Annotated in this window: 14 protein-coding genes; 4 read left to right on the plus strand and 10 right to left on the minus strand. The window is 61.2% G+C overall.

Going from position 1 to position 19,547, the window contains the following annotated elements:
* Positions 1-208 precede the first annotated feature (208 nt).
* On the minus strand, positions 209-781 hold the full coding sequence (locus tag AC0L2V_RS08460) for a DUF6931 family protein (protein WP_473519896.1): 573 nt from the start codon (positions 779-781) through the stop codon (positions 209-211).
* A 190-nt stretch (positions 782-971) separates the two neighbouring features.
* Between AC0L2V_RS08460 and AC0L2V_RS08465 the strand changes: the two genes are divergently transcribed.
* Positions 972-1,502, plus strand: coding sequence for an OmpA family protein (locus AC0L2V_RS08465; protein WP_473513104.1), 531 nt, complete (start codon positions 972-974; stop codon positions 1,500-1,502).
* 437 nt (positions 1,503-1,939) lie between these two features.
* On the opposite strand, the gene AC0L2V_RS08470 is transcribed toward AC0L2V_RS08465, so the two are convergent.
* The 8 genes from AC0L2V_RS08470 to tagH all read right to left on the minus strand — a co-directional run bounded on the left by AC0L2V_RS08470 (position 1,940) and on the right by tagH (position 15,201).
* Positions 1,940-4,273: a M23 family metallopeptidase gene (locus AC0L2V_RS08470; protein ID WP_473519897.1), complete on the minus strand. Its 2,334-nt coding sequence runs from the start codon at positions 4,271-4,273 to the stop codon at positions 1,940-1,942.
* A complete protein-coding gene (locus AC0L2V_RS08475; protein WP_473519898.1) occupies positions 4,270-4,776 on the minus strand; it encodes a DUF1036 domain-containing protein in 507 nt (168 codons plus the stop codon). The genes AC0L2V_RS08470 and AC0L2V_RS08475 overlap by 4 nt, the downstream gene beginning before the upstream one ends.
* Before the next feature lie 11 nt (positions 4,777-4,787).
* Positions 4,788-7,394 (minus strand): serine/threonine-protein kinase, encoded by a 2,607-nt coding sequence (locus AC0L2V_RS08480; RefSeq protein WP_473519899.1) that lies wholly within the window; start codon positions 7,392-7,394, stop codon positions 4,788-4,790.
* A 5-nt stretch (positions 7,395-7,399) separates the two neighbouring features.
* Positions 7,400-8,167 (minus strand): PP2C family protein-serine/threonine phosphatase, encoded by a 768-nt coding sequence (locus AC0L2V_RS08485; protein ID WP_236388281.1) that lies wholly within the window; start codon positions 8,165-8,167, stop codon positions 7,400-7,402.
* Positions 8,164-8,346: a hypothetical protein gene (locus tag AC0L2V_RS08490; RefSeq protein WP_473519900.1), complete on the minus strand. Its 183-nt coding sequence runs from the start codon at positions 8,344-8,346 to the stop codon at positions 8,164-8,166. The genes AC0L2V_RS08485 and AC0L2V_RS08490 overlap by 4 nt, the downstream gene beginning before the upstream one ends.
* A 1-nt stretch (position 8,347) precedes the next feature.
* Positions 8,348-11,905 carry a type VI secretion system membrane subunit TssM gene (gene tssM, locus AC0L2V_RS08495; RefSeq protein ID WP_473519901.1) on the minus strand — a complete coding sequence of 1,186 codons (3,558 nt, stop codon included), beginning with the start codon at positions 11,903-11,905 and terminating at the stop codon, positions 8,348-8,350.
* 22 nt (positions 11,906-11,927) lie between these two features.
* Complete coding sequence (tssL, locus tag AC0L2V_RS08500; protein WP_473519902.1) at positions 11,928-13,442, minus strand: type VI secretion system protein TssL, long form; 1,515 nt, start codon at positions 13,440-13,442, stop codon at positions 11,928-11,930.
* A 706-nt stretch (positions 13,443-14,148) separates the two neighbouring features.
* The gene (gene tagH / locus AC0L2V_RS08505; protein ID WP_473519903.1) at positions 14,149-15,201 is read right to left on the minus strand and encodes a type VI secretion system-associated FHA domain protein TagH; all 1,053 of its coding nucleotides are present in this window, start codon (positions 15,199-15,201) and stop codon (positions 14,149-14,151) included.
* A 200-nt stretch (positions 15,202-15,401) separates the two neighbouring features.
* Here tagH and AC0L2V_RS08510 point away from each other — a divergent pair, with 200 nt between their 5' ends.
* The 3 genes from AC0L2V_RS08510 to AC0L2V_RS08520 are packed head-to-tail and all read left to right on the plus strand — an operon-like array spanning position 15,402 to position 18,499.
* A complete protein-coding gene (locus AC0L2V_RS08510) occupies positions 15,402-17,729 on the plus strand; it encodes a type VI secretion system Vgr family protein (protein WP_473519904.1) in 2,328 nt (775 codons plus the stop codon).
* Between the two features lie 9 nt (positions 17,730-17,738).
* Positions 17,739-18,164: a DUF6484 domain-containing protein gene (locus AC0L2V_RS08515; protein ID WP_128172603.1), complete on the plus strand. Its 426-nt coding sequence runs from the start codon at positions 17,739-17,741 to the stop codon at positions 18,162-18,164.
* The gene (locus AC0L2V_RS08520; protein ID WP_128172604.1) at positions 18,164-18,499 is read left to right on the plus strand and encodes a hypothetical protein; all 336 of its coding nucleotides are present in this window, start codon (positions 18,164-18,166) and stop codon (positions 18,497-18,499) included. Before AC0L2V_RS08515 ends, AC0L2V_RS08520 begins: the two co-directional genes overlap by 1 nt.
* Before the next feature lie 86 nt (positions 18,500-18,585).
* Here the strand turns inward: AC0L2V_RS08520 and AC0L2V_RS08525 are convergent, their stop codons facing one another.
* Positions 18,586-19,485: a hypothetical protein gene (locus tag AC0L2V_RS08525; RefSeq protein WP_473519905.1), complete on the minus strand. Its 900-nt coding sequence runs from the start codon at positions 19,483-19,485 to the stop codon at positions 18,586-18,588.
* Positions 19,486-19,547 lie beyond the last annotated feature (62 nt).

The following is a 19,547-nucleotide window of genomic DNA, read 5'->3' on the forward strand; positions in this document are numbered from 1 at the left end:
GAACTGGCGGGAGCGGCGGGAGCGGCGGCGGAGGCGGCGGCGGCTGGGGATAACGGTGAATGGCGGCTGCAGGTTAGCCAGGCAACTAATTCAGAGAATTCTGCAGCCAAGTGGAATCACTTGGCGTCGCAGGAATGCGAATCAAAGAGATAGAGCCGGATGCTCAGTTCAATTTGAACGTATCCCGCTCGAGGATCCGGGCCACGGTCTAATTCGCATCCGCTGATTGGCGCAGCGCCTCTGTCTCTGCCAACTGGATGCCCATTTCGACAAACGCGGTAAGAACTGAAAAGCGGTCCTCGAGCGCAACGCGTGCCAGTCCGGCCAGAACCCCCGCACTCACCGCGCGGGCGGCTGGCGGCAAGGCCGATAGTGCTGGCGCCTCCATGGCTGAACCGTTGCCATGCCGTCCTGCAGCCAGGGCAATCCAGGCGGCCGGCGTTGTTGGCGGCATTGCCGCAGCCTTGTCCACTTCCGGGCGATGGTGAGGGCTCTCCGGTTCGCTGACCCAGTCACGAACAACCGCGAGCAATTCCTGATCCCTGCTGTCGAGCAGAACGATGAGGTGGCTCAGGCATTCATGTGCCCACCACACCGCAGCCCGCTCGGGAAGCAGATAGGCACAGAACGTAATCGCCTCCTCTGGCACCCGCCCGGCCAGCAGGGCGCGGCAAAATTCGATTGAAGGCTGTTCGGTGGGGAGTGCCACCATGTCCATGGAAACAGCAGGGCAGGCCATGAAAAGATCCCGTGCCGTTTTGAATCGAAGCTCATTGGCCATGGCGCCACGCTCTCCCCAGGGAACAATCGACACTGAAGCCCTGGGCGGGGCGGGTCAAGTCTCCAGTCCCCGGCAAGATGCAACTGCCCTCCACCACTCGTATGCTTGACGTTTATTGACAGACAACCGCTTCGCAATTTGGTATTGTCCGCAGTCGATGAAATCGATGCTCAAGACAGGAGTAACCGTTATGCGGTTGGGCAGTTTAGCCTTCGTGTTTACGGTCGCGTTTTATTCGACCCACGCTTTTGCTGATCCACTTCAGAAATCAGAAGACATCGTGAAGTTTTTTGACGCGGCGAGCGAGCTCGGCCCGCCGCGTGGAATTTGCGTGGGCACCGAAGAAGAGTGCAACAGCAAGAGCAAGGCAGCGCCTGCCGAAAAAACCAGCCTCGACATGCTGATCAATTTCGGCCTTGATTCCGCGGAACTCGATGCGACTGCGCGTGCGGAACTGGACGAGTTCGCCAAGGCACTGAAGGACAGCCGACTGAGCACTCTGAACTTCGTTGTCGAGGGTCACACAGATGCAACCGGCTCGGAGCGCTACAACGAGGGGCTGTCGGAACGCAGGGCCAGATCGGTAACGACCTTCCTCACCTCCAACGGCATCGATCCTGCTCGCATCAAAGCGACAGGCCTGGGCGAAGCCAGTCCGCGCAACCCCAATCCGTTCGATCCGGTAAACCGCCGGGTGGAAATGCGGATACGGACCGAGTAGCTGGAGCAGGTGCGCTGGAGCATTTTGCAGCCAAAGCGATTTGGCTCCCCCTTCTCCCCTTGTGGGAGAAGGTGGCCGCGAAGCGGCCGGATGAGGGGTGTTCCAGCTTGGCACCGACAGCACTCCGGGCAACACCCCTCTTCCGTCTTGGCGCTGCGCGCCAATCCACCTTCTCCCACAAGGGGAGAAGGCAAGAGCGCTCACCGCTGCGGTTGCAAACTCCGGTCGCCGACGTAAGCGATTTGGCTCCCCCTTCTCCCTTGTGGGAGAAGATGGCCGCGAAGCGGTCGGATGATGGGTGTTCCAGCTTGGCACCGACAGCACTCCGGCCAACACCCCTCAACCGTCTTGGCGCTGCGCGCCAATCCACCGCCCGGGGCGAGTCACGGGCCTCGCCCGCCCTTCGGGCCCCACAAGGGGAGAAGGCAAGAGCTGGCTCACAGCGCATTCTGAACGGAACTCACCATAGCCGTGATCGCCTGCTTGTATTTTTCGAACTCGGGCGATGTCTGCCGGACTTCCGTCGTTGTCGTTGTCTGTTGGCTCACTTCAACCATCGCCGGGCTCAGCTTCCGCCCCATTTTCCTTTCGGCCCAGCTCACGACATAGCTGGCGGACTTGCCGGTGAGAAACGGGTTGGCTTGAATGACGCCCGATCCGAGCACGGCGCTCAATTGCGCCGAGCCCGGCGACGACAACACTTGATGGGCTCCTTCCATTCCCAGGAAATGACAGAGATAAAGCCGGCCGGCTGTGATCTGGTGGCCGCGTGCCCGAAGATAGGCTTCGCCTTCGCGCGCCAGATTGCTGACCATCTCGCGCGAGATGGTGGCGTCAAAACGCAGAGCGAGCAGGTCGGCGGTTGACAGTGTCCGTGCCAGTTCCGGGCGGTAGGTGTTCATCATCCGGATCCACGTCTTGGTTATGAACTGACCGGCGCCGGTCGCCGAAGAAAGCGGGTTCTTGGCGCGGGCCTTGCCGCCGCTTTCGACTTGAACGATACGCTCGGTCAGCGTTTCGACAGCGGAAGCGTCCGTCGCGATTGCCGTAACCGTGCCCAGCGGATCGATCGCCTGCCCATTGCGATAGAGTTCGAAATGCAGGTGCGGCCCGGTCGAAAGACCGGTGGTGCCGATATAGCCAATGATATCGCCTGCCTTCACCTTCGCGCCGACACCGCCCTTGTCCGCGAATTTCTGCATATGCGCATAGCGCGTCTCGCTGCCGTCCCCGTGCGAAATCTTCACCAAATTGCCGTACCCGCTTCCATCGCCCTGAAAGACGATTTCGCCGTCGAAGGCGGCGGCTATCGGCGTGCCCAGGGGCGCCGCCCAATCGACGCCCTTGTGGATACGAACGGTTCCGAGGATTGGGTGCTTGCGTGGGCCGAAAGTCGAGGTCATGACCCCGTTGACCGGGGTGACCATGCCGCTGGCCACTGTCAGCGAGCGAACCTGATCGTCGCCGCTGACGCATGCAAACTGGCCGTCGGCCTGCTGGAACACGAAACAGTCAAGGCTTTTCTCGCTACCCTGGACGCCGACATACAGCACCCGTCCGGCCGTCTCTTCCTTGCCACGTGGCTTTTGCGAATAGATCAGGACCAGACGCTGGTCTTCGCTGGCGAAGGCATCCAGATCCTGTCCTCGCGACAGATACATGATCGCTTCTCCGATCACGCCGGTTGGAACTTTGTTGCGCGCTGCTGTCGAGTAGATCGCGTCGAGCAGCCGGTATTGCCTTTTGTGCGTGCCTTGCGCCTGTGCGCCCGAGTAGTTGAACAAATCTTCGCGGACCCAGGGGTCGACACCAGACACAAACACACCGGCGGCATTGCGCGTCAGCGTGCCGACAAATACGTTCCTGGCGTAGATCGAAACCTGCATGAGGGACATGGTTGTCGTCTCGCGCGCCGGCCTGAAACCGCGCATGGCGACGACATGACCTGGCTCAAGGCTCTCCCGATTGAAAAGCGCCTTCAGGGCCTCGCCTGCCAGCCTGGCATCCTCGGCGGAGAAATGCGCATCGAGCGCAACGCTGTCCAGGCTGCGGTCGTTGAGGATCTTTACGAAAATGTCCTCGGTAGCCTGGTATCGTTGATGTTCACTGACGACATTTGCAACGCTTGTGTTGTTTTCGATCTGGGTTTTCTGGAACGCGGGAAGGGCTGCCTCGCCTGAATCGATTGTTTCGCCCCACCCTGCTTCGGCATCATCGACACCCCCCTGCGGGTCAGAAACAATCGGAGCCTCGTTTGGAACGGGCGGGGGCTGAACATCGTTTTGCAGCTCGTTGGATGGCGCCGGCGCGGTCTGCCGCTGCGCCTGGAAGAAGGCGAAATCTTCTTGCGTCGACGGTATCGTCGTCATGAACTTTTCGCTGGCACTAAGCATCACGTCGGACAGAATTTCGATCTGCGGAGAAACGCCGGCCTGATCGAGTTCTGCCGGCCGCGGGATCACTTGGCTTTTTGTTGCGCCGCCGGTGTCGGGCGCAAGGGTGATCCACATCGGGTCGCCTGCGAGATCAATGATGGCAGGCACATAGACAGATGCGTCGGCTGGCACATCGTCGGTTCCCTCGACGGCGTGCAACTCCTCGTCTTCGTCGCCAAACGACCAATAACCCGCGGTGAGATAGAAGCCGGCAGCGATCGACAACAGGACAGCCACAGCAAGACCGGCAAGAAGCCTGCGCCAGAGCCTGCGTCTGCGCAGGGCGGCGCGCGCCTGCTTTTTCAGCCTGAAGCTTGTGTCGATACTGTGCGTCACGGATTGCTTCCGGTCAGAAAAAAGGTCCACCGCACTTGTTCAAGCGTATCGACTTCGAGAAATCGTGCGGCGATATGGCCGCGCTGCCAGCATTCATCGATGCCGCGTATCGAGAAACGCCGCCGGTCGATGCACATTTCGGTCGACCCGGTCAGGGTCGCATGGCCAAAAACGTCGGTCGCATAGATGTAGATGTAGCGGTTGGTGAGTTCCTCGCGGATGACGTTCACGCACTGATTTGCGCCGATGGTCCACCAGCCATCGGTCTGGTCCGCATTGTCGACCTTTTGGCCGACAGCGAGATTGACGACGTCGAGCGTCTGATTGCAGACGGTGAATTCGGCGCGCACTTCGTGGGACGACAGGAGAGCCAGCAATGTCGCGCCCAATATCACCGTAAGTCTGATACGGCCTGTCAGGGCAAGCAGGCCGCGAAGCCAGTCACGCTGATTGTTGGGCGGGACAGCGGTCAGGAAGGAAAAACGCGAGCTGCGGAGGTCCATCGGCGTCCATGCTACCCGCCGAGCCGAAAATACTTTGCCGTGGCGGAGAACTCAGATCGGTTGGCGTCGATCTCGTCGAGAATTTTGGGCAACAGCAGCGCGGCTGGTGTCGGCTCGGAGAACGCCGCAGCCTGAATATCCTGTGGACCCGTGATCACCATTATGATCTGCGGCACGACCTTGCCGGCCGCCTTGTCGGCTGCGCCAAGATCGATCGGAATGTTGAAGGTCGCCTTGTCCGCTTGCGCCAGGATAAGATCGTCGAGGCTGAATGCCATGCCCCTGTGGTCGATCAGCAGCACGCTGGAAATAAGGCCGCGATGCGTCACCAGCGAGCCACCGATCGGCGAGCCGCTCGGCACCGTCGTTCGATCGAGAACAAGCTGCGGCTTGTCAGCCGGCATCTGGTCCAGAAAGCGCAGAAAGTTGGTGACTTCGCATTGAGCCGGCTCAATGAGGCGGACGCTGATGTCCGGTTCGACACGGAATCTTGCCTGGAAATCGGACAGCATTCGTTCGAACGGCTGGACCTCCGTGCCCAATCCTTCGATGGCGACGGCGGCCCCGGTTACCGACGTCAACGTCGCATAGAAACAGTCGCCGCCGTTGAAGTCCCGCACCCAGGAGACCCGTTGCGCAGCGGGGTCGAGGCCATTTTTCGGCGGCAATTCCAGGTCCGGTTTCGGCACGTTCAAGGCAACAGTGGCTTCGCCCGGCTGTTTGCCTGGCGCCGGCTCGTACTGCTGCCGTTTTGCGTTCGCATCATCCGCCTGGCTTTCGGCCCGCGCGTGCTGGCTGGCCGGCCGATCGGGCTTCCGGCTCTCCATCATTTCGGGCTGGACCGCTGGGGGTGAAGCCTTGTCGGCCGGCGGCATTGGCGCGACCTTGATGCGCGGCGCAACCGGTTCCGGGGGGTCCTCGGTTGGCGAAAGGACTTCGGCGGGCCGTGTCGGCTCCAACTTTTGATCCGCCGCGGCATCTGCCCGATTTTCAGCCGGCGATGGCGCCTCGGCTGCCGCCTGCTCTGAAATGTCCTCGGTTGGCGATAGGACTTCGGCGGGCCGCGTCGGCTCCAAGCTTTGATCCGCCCCGGCATCTGCCCGATTTTCAGCTGGCGGCTGCGCTTCTTCTGCCGCCGGCTCCGAGCTTTCCTCGGATGCCAACCGCTCCGGGGTTTCCGCGGATGGTGAGAGGACTTCGGCGGGCCGTGCCGGCTCCAACTTTTGATCCGCTACCGCACCTGCCTGGCTTTCAGCTGGCGGCGCGCTGGCTTCTGCCGGTGACTGCTCAGGTAAAACTGCCTTTGCCGGCTCGTCGCCCGGCGAATTTGCAGCGCTGTCCGTCGCGGCCGGTTTTGATATTTTTGGCGACAAAAGCGCTGTATCGTCGGCGGGCGGCGTGGAAGGCGTCATCACGCCGCTGAGATAAACGCCTGCACCCGACGCGACAGCCAGTGTCGCCAAGGCAGCGATCGCGATCGAACGGGTCCTGGCGGACTTTGCCGGGGCCTTTGGCAAGACCGCCCGAGCAGGACCGGCAACTGGCGCAGGCCTTGGCTCGGACAGAAGTGCGGGCCGGACATGCGGAACGAAGCGCTGCTCACCGGCAGCCGCCGGAGGCTGACTTGCCAGCTTGGGACCGGCCATCTTGGGACCGGCAAGCTTGGGGCCGGGAAGCCTGGGGCCAGGCGCGGCGGTTCCCCCCGTTCGCGGCGTCCGGTCGCGCGGTGTGATCGACGTTGGCGGCCTTGTCTCCTCGTCCGTGTCGTCACGTGTCGCCCTGGCGATATCCGCCATGCTGGTCGGCCGATCCTGTGGATCCGGCTGCAGCATTGCCTCGACAATTCCACGAAAATCGGCGTCGATGTCGGATAGGTCCGGAACGGTTCGGCGTTTTTCGATGATCTCGAACTGGGAGCCGCTCATGTCGATCGGTTTCCCGCGCAGGGCAGCGGCCAGCACCAGGCCCAGGCTGTAGATGTCGGATTGCTCGCTGACATCGCCGCTGTACAGCCCGAGCTGTTCTGGAGAAACGTAGTTGTACTTTCCCGCGAACTTTCCGCCGATCAGCGTCTCGCCGCCGACGGTCGCCGACCGCGCGATGCCAAAGTCGATGATCTTTGCGCGATCGACCCGGCCTCCCGGCAGGATGATGTTATCCGGGGAGAGGTCGCGGTGTATCGCTCCCGCCTGGTGCACGGCGCTCAGGCCGGAAGCCAGACGATGGCAGAGCTTGCGCACGTCTTCCGTCGGCATCGGGCCACGTCGCATGACATCGAACAGCGATTGGCCGTCGACGAATTCCATGGCGAGGTAGGGGCGTCCGATACCGGGGTCGATCGTGAAGACGTGATATCGCACGACCGCGTCGTGCGACAAATGATTGAGGATCGACGCTTCCTTGCGGAACAGCGACAGGATCGTCTGGTCACGGGCGAACTCGGGCAATACAATCTTGATGGCGACATGGTCGCCGGTCTGGATGTTGTGGCCACGGTAGACTTCGCCCATGCCACCGAATGCGATCCGCTCGTCCAGTTCATAGATGCCGCTGAGTTGCGTGCCTACGGCTGTGGTAGCCGCGTCAGGCGATATCCGCGTCTTGTCGTCGGCGCTCATCAGCCTCAGCCTTCCGCTCTGGAAGGACCGGGATAGGCCCCATTGCGCCCGTCTCCGATCTTGACGAGCACGATCGTGACATTGTCCGTTCCCCCGCGCGCCAGCACCATTTGCAGCAGGTTTTCACATGCCGCCTGAGGTGTCGCCGACACCGCCGCCGCCTCGATCTCGGCGTCTGTGACATGCGCTGTCAGCCCGTCGGTGCTCAGCACGAATATGTCGCCCGGCATGATTTCGCCTTGCTGGAAATCAATGACGATCTCATCGCTGACACCGACCGCATGGGTGATGACGTTGCGGCGCGGCCAGGCGAGCGCTTCGGCTGCGCTGATCATGCCCTTGTCGAGAAGCTCCTGGACTTCGGTATGGTCCTTCGAAATCTGCGAGATCGAGCCATTGCGGATCAGGTAGACGCGACTGTCGCCTGCCCACAGGCAGGCAAACCGGCCATCCATCGCCAGCAGGGCGGCGACAGTGGAGCCAATGGTCACCCCGCGGGATTGCGATATCCTGCGGATTTCGGCGTTGGCCCGGCTCAGCCGGTCCTCGAAGCGCGCGCGAAGATCCGGTGCAGAGCTTGCAATGCCGATCGTTGCCAGATGATCGACAATGCTGGCCGAAGCGACTTCCCCGGCATCATGTCCACCCATTCCATCGGCCACCACCCACAGGCCGGTTTCCGGCTCGACCAGGTAGCTGTCTTCGTTGAGCTCACGGACACAGCCTTTGTGGCTGACGCCGAAGCTTTCAAAGGGGAGGGCGACATTGTTCACTTTGCCACCAAGCGCTTCTCGAGCGTCCTCTGCGGCGCGCCGTCAGGCGCTCGCTCGCGCCAGTTTGCCACAGGCTCGAACGTTAGAGTATCGAAATAAACGTCTGCCCATCGGTTGCCGATGGACAGCCGCCCCATATTTGAAAATTCAAGGTCATCATTGGAAAATTCAAAGGTCATCTCAAAACGCCTTTGGACAGCTGAACCCGGAAAGCGCAGGAAGGAAGAGAGGGATCTGGTCCGAACTGGCCTGGATCGTATAGGCGACATCGCGTCCGCCGATCACGAAGCGGGCTTGCGTGTTGCCGCCGGTGCCGGTGATATCGGCCTTGTCCAGCAGGCGCTTCAGTGCCCACGGACCGTCGAACTTGATCGCGGATTCACGGCCCGGCATCTCCGGAATGAGGCTCAGGCTCGCCGACGCGGAAGCCATGCCGCTCGGCCAGGTCACCGTGCTTGGCGCGTTGCCGGCCTGGTTGCTTTGGACGATCTGGCCATCGACGTCGAGTACCGCCGTATCGGCATCGCCATGCAGTGAAAACGGCGTAAAGGTGATACTGACCGACGGCACCGAACCACCTGAAGGAAAGAAGGCATTGCGGATTTCCGCCGCCAGCTGGAAGCTTTTCAAGGTCGACTTCGACAGGTCACGCCCGAAACGCGCATCCTGTTTCCAGCTCCAGTCCTGGCCGGTCATGTCGATCAGCGATGCGAGATTCTGTGCGAAGAACCGGTCCATCAGGCCGCCTGGAGCGAACAGTTTCGCGAAATCCGCCATCGCAATATCCTCCGGGCCATCGCTGGCGAAGGGATAACGGCCCTCGACCATCTCCTCGCAGGCGCGCGTCACCGTCTGGTCGAGCAACTGGTTCAAATTCGTCTGCGAGGTTTCTGCGACGTTGCCGTCAAGCTCGTCGGCGGTCGCAGTAACCATTCGGGCGAGTTGCTTGGGCAGCCGCGAGACATTGGCGCGAAGCGTGGAAATCTGCAGCTGCAGATTCATGTTGGCGCGTTCCGTTTGCGAAGGGACATCGGCCGCCAATTGCAGACTTTGATGGATGTCGCGGAAATTCTGGGTCAGTGCATCGATGGGGCGGCGCCCAGTGGGACCGTTCACCAAAGCCTGGAATGATCTGAATTGCGCTTCGATGTTCGCCCCGGGGTTCTGGTTTTGCGCGCGAGCGGACCCCGTGCCGGCCCGGCTTTGCGATTTGCCGCTGGCGATTTGAATGCCGATGCGGGCCAATCCGCTGGCGATATCTGCAGCGTCTTGCGACTGGGTTTGAAGCATGCCGGCTTCGGCCTCCGAGCCCGACTCTTCGCTGGAACCAGCTCCTCGCGTCAGCGCTGTTTCGTCGGCTATTGCGGTAAAAAGCTGGTCGATTGGCGAGCTTGGTGACGCGGCGGCGGAGAGCGCGATATAGTTGTCCTCCAGCATTGGCTTGAACTTCAGCCTGTCGAGAACGCCGTTCCACGCCGCGGCGAACTCCCTGCCATAGCGCTCGACAAGTTCGGGACCGAGTTTTGGCAATTCCTGGTCGATGCCGCCTTGCTCGGCGCCGCCGCCGAGAACCCACTGGTCATCGAAAAGCATCTGCGCAATGCGCGAGAGTTGTCCGAGATAGAAGGTGTTGAAGCCGCCATAGGTGTAGATACCGGCAACGCGAAGGCCTGACAGATCGCCGCCATCGACACGCTCGAACAACAGCTGCGCTTCCGGGCCGCCTTTGACGGAGACGGAAAAATCGTCCAGCGCCGCGGCGTATACCGCCGACTTGACCAAGGCAGAGGCACGATCGGCAAGGCTCATGCGTCCGAGCGAGCGTTGGGCGGCTTCGACAAGTGGCTGGTTGAGTTCGAAAACCGGATCATAGGCGTCGTCCAGTGCAAGCATGGCCCGCAGATGCTTTTCGAGTTGCGCCCGTCCCTCGCGGTTGTTTTCACCCGGATACCGGTTCTGCTCCCAGTCCTGCCTCATCCAGGACACGATCAGCTCGTCGTCGACCTTGGGCGCCTTGCCGCCAAGCATCATGTAGATCTTCAGCGGTTCGTAGAGCGCGGTGGGATCAGCCATCCTGGCCTTGATCGTCCGTTCGGCCTGAAGCAGCAGGCGCGAGCGGAACATGCGCTCCAGCGCCTGCCGGTAAGCTGTCTTTGATGCCGAAAGAAGTCTTTGCCGCTGACTGAGGCCGAACGTCTCCTGGATCGGGGTCGGCAAGGCACCGGTGTCGAACCCGGCCGGCAGCTCACGCAACTGGTCGAGCGGGCCGATGACGTTTTCGAGATCGACATCGGCGACCGTGGTGCTTTTGAGGAGCGGGTCTGCCGTCTCGCGATACTGGCCTGCAGCTTGCGTGGTGGAAGCGATCAGCGACCTGTTGGCTGAAAAGCTCAGGGCCAAGGTGCCCAGAGCCGCGGCAGCCATCAATGCTATTGCGCCAAGGCCGCCGTACCTGGCGATCGCTGCACGCCTTTCAGCCGATTTGTCGTATGAAACCCAGCCGGATTCCGCGAAAATGACGCCGGTCAGCAGATCATGCAGGAAGAAGCTTTTGCCGGTGCCGGAAAGATGGGCGCGAGAAGCGCTGCCGAAACTGCGACCGATGGCGCCCAGCACCTGGTCGATCGGCGTGCCCTCCTGCGTGCCTGACGAAAAATAGAAACCACGCAGGCTTACATTCACCTGGCTGCGGGCCGGATCGAAGATGCTGGCGACGAAACCGGCAATACGGCTTTTCAGCGCGTCGAATTGAGCTGGAAAGCCAAAGATGGCTATGCGCGCGACCGGATCGGCCTCTTCCTGCAGGCGGTCGGCCATCTCCTCCGCCAGGCGCTTTGCCAATGCGTCGAATTCGGCCGGTGCCTCACCGGCCATGTTCCTGCTGCGATCGGCGGTCTGGAATGTCGCGCCCCACACTTTGCGGCGGCGCTGCTCGTCGAAACCGCCAAAACAATCCATGAAACCGGAGACAAGGTCGGCCTTGGTGAAGAGCAGGTACACCGGGAACTGGATTTTCAGTGTTTCGTGAATTTCGCGCAGACGGCTGCGTATTTCGACGACATGGGCGTCAAGCTGCCGATCATCGAGGCTGATGAGATCGGCAAGGCTGATGGCCAGGATAACCCCGTTTATCGGTTGCCGGGTGCGGTATCCCTTGAGCAGCGACAAGAAGGCGAGCCAGCTCTTCTTGTCGCTCTGCGCATTGGAATCCTGCGTGGTGTAGCGCCCGGCGGTGTCGATCAGCACCGCCTGGTCGGTGAACCACCAGTCGCAGGATCGTGTGCCGCCAACGCCGGCCACCGGCTGGGCGTCGCCCGAACCGGCAAGCGGAAAATTCAGGCCGGAATTGACCAATGCCGTTGTCTTGCCCGCACCAGGCGGGCCGATGACGACGTACCAGGGAACCTCGTAGAGGAAATTGCGCTTGCCGCTCGACCGCTTGAGCGCAGCGATGGCTTCATTCATCCGAGTCTCGAGCACCTGCGAGTCGTCGTCCCTGTCGTCATTGCGGGCGACTATCGTCTCGAGCGCCTTTTGCGCCTTTCGCTTTTGCCAGAAACGCACTCCGTAAAACAGCGTCGCGATCGCAACGATCACGCCGATGATCGTCACGCGCAGCCAGAGGGGCGCCAGCGGACGCGTGTCGGCAAAGCGGATCAATGGTCCGGCGAACCAGACGGCTGCCGCGAAACCGGCCAACGCGATCGCGCTGAATATCCGCAGCAGCCAGCGCGTCATGGGCGCTTCCAGATGGCCGTGCTCACAGTGTTTCCTCCTTGGGGATCATCAAGTCGACACGGCGATTCTGGGCGCGGCCTTCCGGCGTCGCATTGTCGGCGATCGGTTCGTCTTCACCCTTGCCGTCGACGGTGATCCGGGAAGGCTTGCTGAACCGTGGCGCCATGACAGCTGCGACGGCCTTCGCCCGGGCGATGGAAAGGTCGAAGTTGGATTTGAACTCGCTCGATTTCCGCGGCTTCACATTGTCTGTGTGGCCGACGATCATGATCGGTCCAGGCTCCGGTTCGAGTGCTGCGGCGATCTCCGCGGCGATTGGTCCAAACTCCGGTTTTATCTCGGCCCTGCCGGACGGGAACAGCAGGACATTGTTGATCTCCACGATGATGAACCTGCCCTGCGTGCCGACGCTCAGCCCGCCGCGCGCGATAGTCTTGGCCAGTGCGGCATGAATGCGATCGATCTGGGAACGGGTAGGGGCGACAGGCGGAGCGACTTTCACCGGCGCAGCCGACGGCACCACGCTGGCGCGTTCGATGGCGATCGGCGTCGACGGATCGAGCGCCAGCAGCCTGCCGGCAAGGGCATCGCCCTCGTTGGTGATGAAGACCCGCAATGCGAAGAATGCCGCCGTCAGCAGCGCCGACGCAGCCGCCGCAATTACCCAGAGCGGCAACCGGGCCGACGACTGTGGGCTGGACACCGCCAGGCTTTGCCAGTGGGGCGAGATGTCGTCGTCGGAGCGCGGCCTGAAGTAACGAAGCGTCTCGTAGACGTCGCGTCGAACGCGTTCGAGATTGTTGTCCTCGCGCGCAAGGCCTCGATACTGGCCTTCGAACCCCAGCGACAGGCAGGCATGCATCAGTTCAAGCAAATCGTAGTGTGCCTCCGGCGCCGCCAGTATCTTGTTCAGCGCTTGGTAGAAGCCTGAGCCGGTGGGCACGACGCGGAAGAACTGTGACAGCATGCTGTGCTGCGCCCAGGCGTCTGTCTTGGGCCAAGGCAGGTTGCCGATGAGGTCGTCAGCGGTTTCGCAGAGAGCAAATTTTGCGATCCGTGCATCTTCTTCGGGAACACCGGCTTTCTCCATTGACCGGTCGAATTTTTCGATCGCCTCGGCGACATGTTCCGCCAGCTGCTCCGCCTGTCTTTCGACAGCCATAAGCCTGAGCTGGCCAAACAGCATCAGCAAAGGCGCGGCCGCGGCGAGGATCTGATTTGCTGCGCAATATCTGACGCTGTCCGTGGCATGCAGCAGGATGTCCTGCTGAATGCCCGGCGCCGCCGCAACTGAGCCGGCTGTCGCCGCTGCGCCGGGGTCTGCGCCCTGATAAATCACGGTTCCGGAGGTCCAGCCCGGCGGTGCATGCCGACCGACACCGGGATCGAAAACCGTTGAATCCTTGACCGGCGAGGGACCGGGGCGCCCGCCGTCGGGAACGGCCTCCTGGGGATCGGGCGCTGATTTCTCAGCCCGGCGCGGTGCGCGAATAACGGTCTTGCCCGCTGGGCCGAAAGGATCGTCCTTCGAGCTCATCGCCAAACGTCCGTCCACGCGGGGGTGCCGCGTGTGCGCCACATCAGGGCAAGACGGTCCCCGGCCGGGCGCAGGGACTGCAGGCGCAGGAACTGCAGGCGCTGCTGACGAGGGCAGTGTCTGGAGGAAGATCGACTATATCTTTCTAACCCGCCGTAACATGACATGTGCCGCAGACCCCCAGGTCAATCAGCCTTACCCGCTGGCGAACTGTCGAAAATGATCGTAAGCTTAGAAACGGTCGATTGGAACCAGATGCAGCGCTGCGAAAGGATTTTTCTTCGCCAACGACAGCGCCGTATCTTTGGGCTCGCCAAGGACGCCCTAGTCCTCTGCACAGAGGACTTGGTTGAGAGCGAGCCTGAAAGGGATTGTCGACGGTCCAGCTGCACGAATCTCCAACGTCTGCGATTAGCCGCAGGCCACCACACCTTCGTCATCCCAGGGTCTGCGCGCGTCGCTTCGCTCCTTGCTTGCCCTGGGATGACGAAGTGGAGGGGTGTTTCGGCTAATCTCCAATGTTTGCGATCTGCCACTGAGATTTGCCACCGACGGGAATCATTGACGTTCGCTGACGATCGGCTCGACCTGTCAAAACTACTGTGTCGAGGAACGAGTACTTTCCACCTGGTACGTGATCCGCTCCGCAGCCGAAGCTAAGCGCAGCAACCGATCCGATTTTCGGGGCACCTGCCAGGTTTCCGGTCTACTTTTGCTTGTCGGCTTTGGCGTAGGCTTCGCTGAAATAGGCCAGGAATATGTCCAGCATGCCGTTTTCGTGTGCTTCCTCCATGGTCCGCCATTTGGCGACGAAGGCGTCCCAGGCCAGGCCCTTCTTCGATGTGAACGACGTCGGCGGGAGTTTTTTGCTGATCGCCTCAGGCGACAAATCGTCAAGCAGCCGGGAGAGCGCAGCTTGCATGGCTGCATAGGTGGCAAATTCGTGGGTCTTGAGATCGCGGAACGCGTCTTCGACACTGTGCCTGGCATCAAGGTAGCCGGATCTGCGCCGCGCAAACATGATTTCGAGGATGTCGTCGGTTCCCGGGACGAACTTCAGGGGATTGTTGTCGGCAGCGCTGATCATCGTCCGGTGCGTGCTCTTGGCCAGTATTTTCGCAGCCGCACGAGCCTTCAGCAGCTGGGCCAGTTCCTCGACAACCGTCCGCAGCACCGCGCCGATTTCGGCGCCCACTTCATGCGGATCACGCGATTGAAGCAGTTCCGGCGCGATGCCGGCTGCGATCGCGATGTCCCGCAGCACCTCGTCTCTGGTCGTAGCGAGAGGCGCGGGCGGCGAAGCCACCGGTGCTCTCTGCCCGGGCCGTTGCTCCACCGGCTCGAAGAAAGCCTGGTCTCCGAAATTCTGCGGCCGGCCGGTTGCGACAGGCATTTGTCGCTGCGTCGAACCGTGGCTGCTTCGAGGATCACTTGTCGCGGCGCGCTCGTCATCGATCGAAACCAGGACGACATAGCGGCCGATCAGCAACCGGTCGCCTTGACCGAGCCGGTGAGGGCCGGCCATGCGCTGCGTCGAGCCGTTGATGAATGTGCCGTTGCGCGAGATGTCGTGCAGCCAGAACGCGCCTGCCTGGTAACGCACTTCGCAGTGTCTGGCGGAGATGAACTTGTCGGGATCGGGCAAGGTCCAGTCACAGGCCTCGCGGCCGATTTCAAAGCTGCGATCACGAGCGGAGTAGCCGGTCGACATACCGGCGGGCAGGGAGACGACATTGTTGATCTGCAGCCTGATGAACATTCAAAATCGCCGTCGATCCTGTCGGGAAACTCGCCCAGGACACCCCATTATACCAGCAATTTCTGAGCGCGGCGGCACAGAAGCGTTCAAGTCGATGATTCCACAGGCGACCAGGCTGCAGCCGCCAAGGGTCCCCTTTGGTCGGTGCAAGACATGTGCTAGGCTCAGGCAGAAACGAGCGGCGGGAGGGGGCACGACCCATGCCGAACGAACGTGCCACGGTTGTGCAGACGCCGGTTGGCGCTGAGCTGTTGACCTTCACGCATCTTGTCGGGCGCGATGAGATCAGTCGTTGTTTGACTTATACGGTCGGGTTCGTCAGCAGCAGCCCCGATATCGATCCGCTGAAGATGCTGGGCGGCGCGGTTTCGATCGAAGGTGAATCCGACCCGAAACGCTGGTTCAGCGGCCTTGTCTCCGAGTTTCGGCTGACCCGGATCGAGGACCGTCTGGCTTACTACGAAGCCATCATCAGGCCATGGCTCTGGTTTCTCGGCAATACCACTGACTGCCGTATTTTCCAGAACATGAGCGTCATCGAAATCGTCGAGGAGGTTTTCTCGAAATACAGCACGGCAAAATTCGAGAAGCGCCTGCAAGGGTCTTATCCGCCGCGCGAGTACTGCGTCCAGTATGACGAGACCGATCTCGATTTCGTGCAGCGGCTGCTCGAGCACGAAGGCATCCTGTATTTCTTCGAGCACGACGAGGGCAAGCACACGCTTGTGCTGGCCGATGCCATGAGCAAGCTCAAGCCGGCGCCGGGCTATGAAAAGGTGCCCTATCACTTTGAAGGGCAGGGCTCCCGGCGCGATGTCGAATACATCACCGAATGGATTCCGGGCAGCTCGGTGCGGCCGGGCGCCTATGTCCATACCGACTATGATTTCGAGAAGCCGGGCGCCGACCTGATGGCCAAATCCGCCCAGCCGTTCGGTCACAAGCTGGCCGCGGGCGAGAATTACCGCCAGCCCGGTGCGCATCTCGACGTCGGTCGCGGCGACAGCCTGGCCGCGATACGGCGCGAGGAAATCCAGGCCGTGCACCAGCGCATCGCTGCAGTCGGCACCGTGCGCGGCCTGTATTCCGGCTGCACGTTCAAGCTGGACGGCTTCCCAAGGGAAGACCAGAACCAGGAATATCTGGTGGTCAGCGCCGAATACAGGCTGTTCGATCCGGGCTACAGAGCCCTTGCCGACGTCGAAAGCGAGAACTTCAAGGTGATCCTCGGCGTGGCGCCGACCGCCTTGGCCTATCGCCCGCCGCGGGTCACGACCCGGCCGATCATGCGCGGTCCGCAGACGGCGACGGTGGTCGGTCCGTCCGGTGAGGAAATTTTTACCGACAAATATGCCCGGGTGAAGGTCCAGTTCCACTGGGATCGTCTCGGCAAGAAGGACCAGAACAGTTCTTGTTTCGTGCGGGTTTCGCAGACCTGGGCCGGCAGCGGCTGGGGTTTCATCCAGATCCCGCGCATCGGCCAGGAGGTGATCGTCGATTTCATCGAGGGCGATCCGGATCTGCCGATCATCACCGGCCGCGTCTACAACGCCTCCCAAATGCCGCCCTACGGACTTCCGGGCAACGCCACGCAATCCGGCTGGAAGTCTGACTCGTCGAAAGGTGGCGGTGGCTACAACGAGCTGATGTTCGAGGACAAGGCCGGCTCCGAACTGGTCAATTTCCAGGCGCAGAAGGACCACAACCTTCTGATCAAGAACGACCGCACCAAGCTGGTGCAGCACGACCAGTCCGACCGCATCGACCACGACGCCAAGCACTCCGTCGGCCACAACCTCGACGAGGACGTCGGCAACAACAAGACGGTCAAGGTCGGCGTCGACCAGACCACGGATATCGGCAACAACGACACCGAGACGGTGGGGGTGAACAGGTCGCTGACGGTGGGGTCGAACGAGACGATCGGCATCGGCTCAAACTCCACTGAAACCATCGGCGCCAATCACACGCAGACGGTGGCCCTCGTTCAGACGGTGACCGTTGGCGCGGCTCGGGTCGATTCAGTCGGAGCATCCGAGACCCGAACCGTGGGCGGCCCTCAAGCGAACACGATAGGGGCAACGAGATCGGTCAGCGTGGGTGCGGCACAGAGCCATCAGATCGGTGCCGACGACAGCTGGAACATCGCTTCAAATCAGGACGTGACGATCGGCGGCGGCCAGACCTTTAACATCGCCGGCGACCAGAAGTCGAAGATCGGCAAGGGAAGGCGTACTGAAATCGCCACCGACGACGGAACCAAGGTCGGGGGCGCCTACGAGCTGCGGATCGCCAAAGCGAGCATGGTTCAGATCGGCGAGGACGGAAAGATCAATGTCGGCAAGACGTTCCTGATCGAGGCCGGCGACGCTATTGCACTGAAGTGCGGCTCTGCGAGCATTTTGATGAAAAAGGATGGAACGATTACAATCGAGGGCAAGGACATCAGTATCAAGGGATCGGGCAAGATCAACATAAAGGCCTCGAGTGACATCACGATGAAGGGGTCGGAAATAAAGCAGAACTGAGGGCCGGCGATGACACGGATTGCAGAACGAATAGAAGGCGTTGTGATCGGGATATTCCTGGGTTTCGGCGAGGACGGCCCGCTGGTTGTCTTTCCGGGGAATCCTCGGGAAACAGCGGTTTCGGCGCGCAGCCTTGCGGAGCTATCTTCGGACATGATTGGCTCTGAGGTGGCGCTGTTGTTTCAGGATGGCGATCCGGCCCGGCCGCTCATCGTTGGACGGATCGTCGAGCCGGCACGCCCTGCTTCTAAACCGCAAATCATCCGCGACGGCGAGCGAGTACGGATCACGGGCGACGAGCGGATCGAGCTTCGCTGCGGTAAGGCGACGATCATCATGGAGAAGGACGGCCGCATAACCATCCGCGGCACCTACGTTACAAGCCATGCCAGTGCCACGAACCGGATTCGTGGGGGATCGGTGAACCTGAACTGATGCCGAAGGTTATTCTGCGCGAGATTGTTCGACAGCATGCGGAAATGGCGGCATTTCTATGGACCGTCTACGATCACCATCTGCTGCATCCCGACGAGAATCCCGATATGGACGAAGAGCGCCTTGCGCGTCTCGTGGAGCGGCTGGACGCTCATCTTGATGGCCTTCGTATCGCCGGCGAAGTGGGACGTGAGATCGCGGGAGCGCTTTATGCGGAGTACCCGGAAGCCGGGGAAATGTTCGTGTTGCGCATGTTGGTGAACGGCGCGCCGAAACGGATTGCCGAACTCGAACTGGCTAGGGTACGGGCATATCTGTCGGAAAACGGGCATTAGCGAACAAAAACGGGCATTAGCGAACAGTTGCATCGGCCCTGCTTGTCGTTGGAGGGAATGGTGACCCGCTCGGCCAACCTGATATATCAAACAAGCCGAAGGCCATGGTCATAGACGAGCGTGAGTCTCTTCCATCTGTGGCTATCGAAGCGCCAAGCTGTGTCGATGCCGGCAACGTAAAGGAATTCCCCGTCGGTGCGGAGATCCGACGCGATGCCTGTATCCTCGAAATTCTGGAGCGCGTCGGCAGTCTCGACATTGACGCCGGCCTCGTCGCCCCAGTAGGCCCTGCCCTTGAAAGTGCGCACCGCGAGATATGTCATCTCAGTGGTGGCGGCGATCTCGGTCACTTCCTCATTCATGATCCGGAGACAGACACCTTCATCACCCGCGACCCGTATCTTGCCGTCAGGCGCCACGTCGATGCCGCGCAACCGATCGTGTCGATGTACTTCCAGCGGCTGCCAGCCTGTACCTACCAACTGGTGAATGGTGCCCATCTCACCGCAGGCGTAAATGCCATGCTTGGGGTGCCCGTGAACGTCCAAATACTCGGTAGATCCAAGCGGAGCGGTAGGTTGCCATTGCGACCTGACCAACCGGTAGGCCACGCCGTCAGTGCCAACCGCAATCGGTCCACCGGAATCCTCGGCCCAGACTTGCCTGAGGCTTTTCTGGCTGACCTTGTCCCGTGTCCAATCAGTGCCGGCGTGGCGCCAAATCCAAGTGGTGGCTTCCAGCGCGAACAGTTCGCCCGATGGTGCAGCCGAGAGTGCCATCAGCCATTCGGTGGTCACCAGGATGCCGCGCGCTGTCTTGGGGTCGAAATTGTCGACAATGAATATCACTGATACCGTGGTGGCATAATCCGCATCGCTGAGCAGGAACAGGATCGCCACCTTTGCACCACCCATAGGCGCGACCTGCAGACACTCGATATCGGTGTCCGGATCGGTTGCGAAACCCTCGAGGTCTTCCTTGTCCATATTCATCCGCTTCATCCTCTTGAGAGATATTGCTGCGGCCGTTGAGGTTTCACCTCGTCTGT

This window comes from Mesorhizobium sp. WSM4814 (assembly GCF_055811595.1).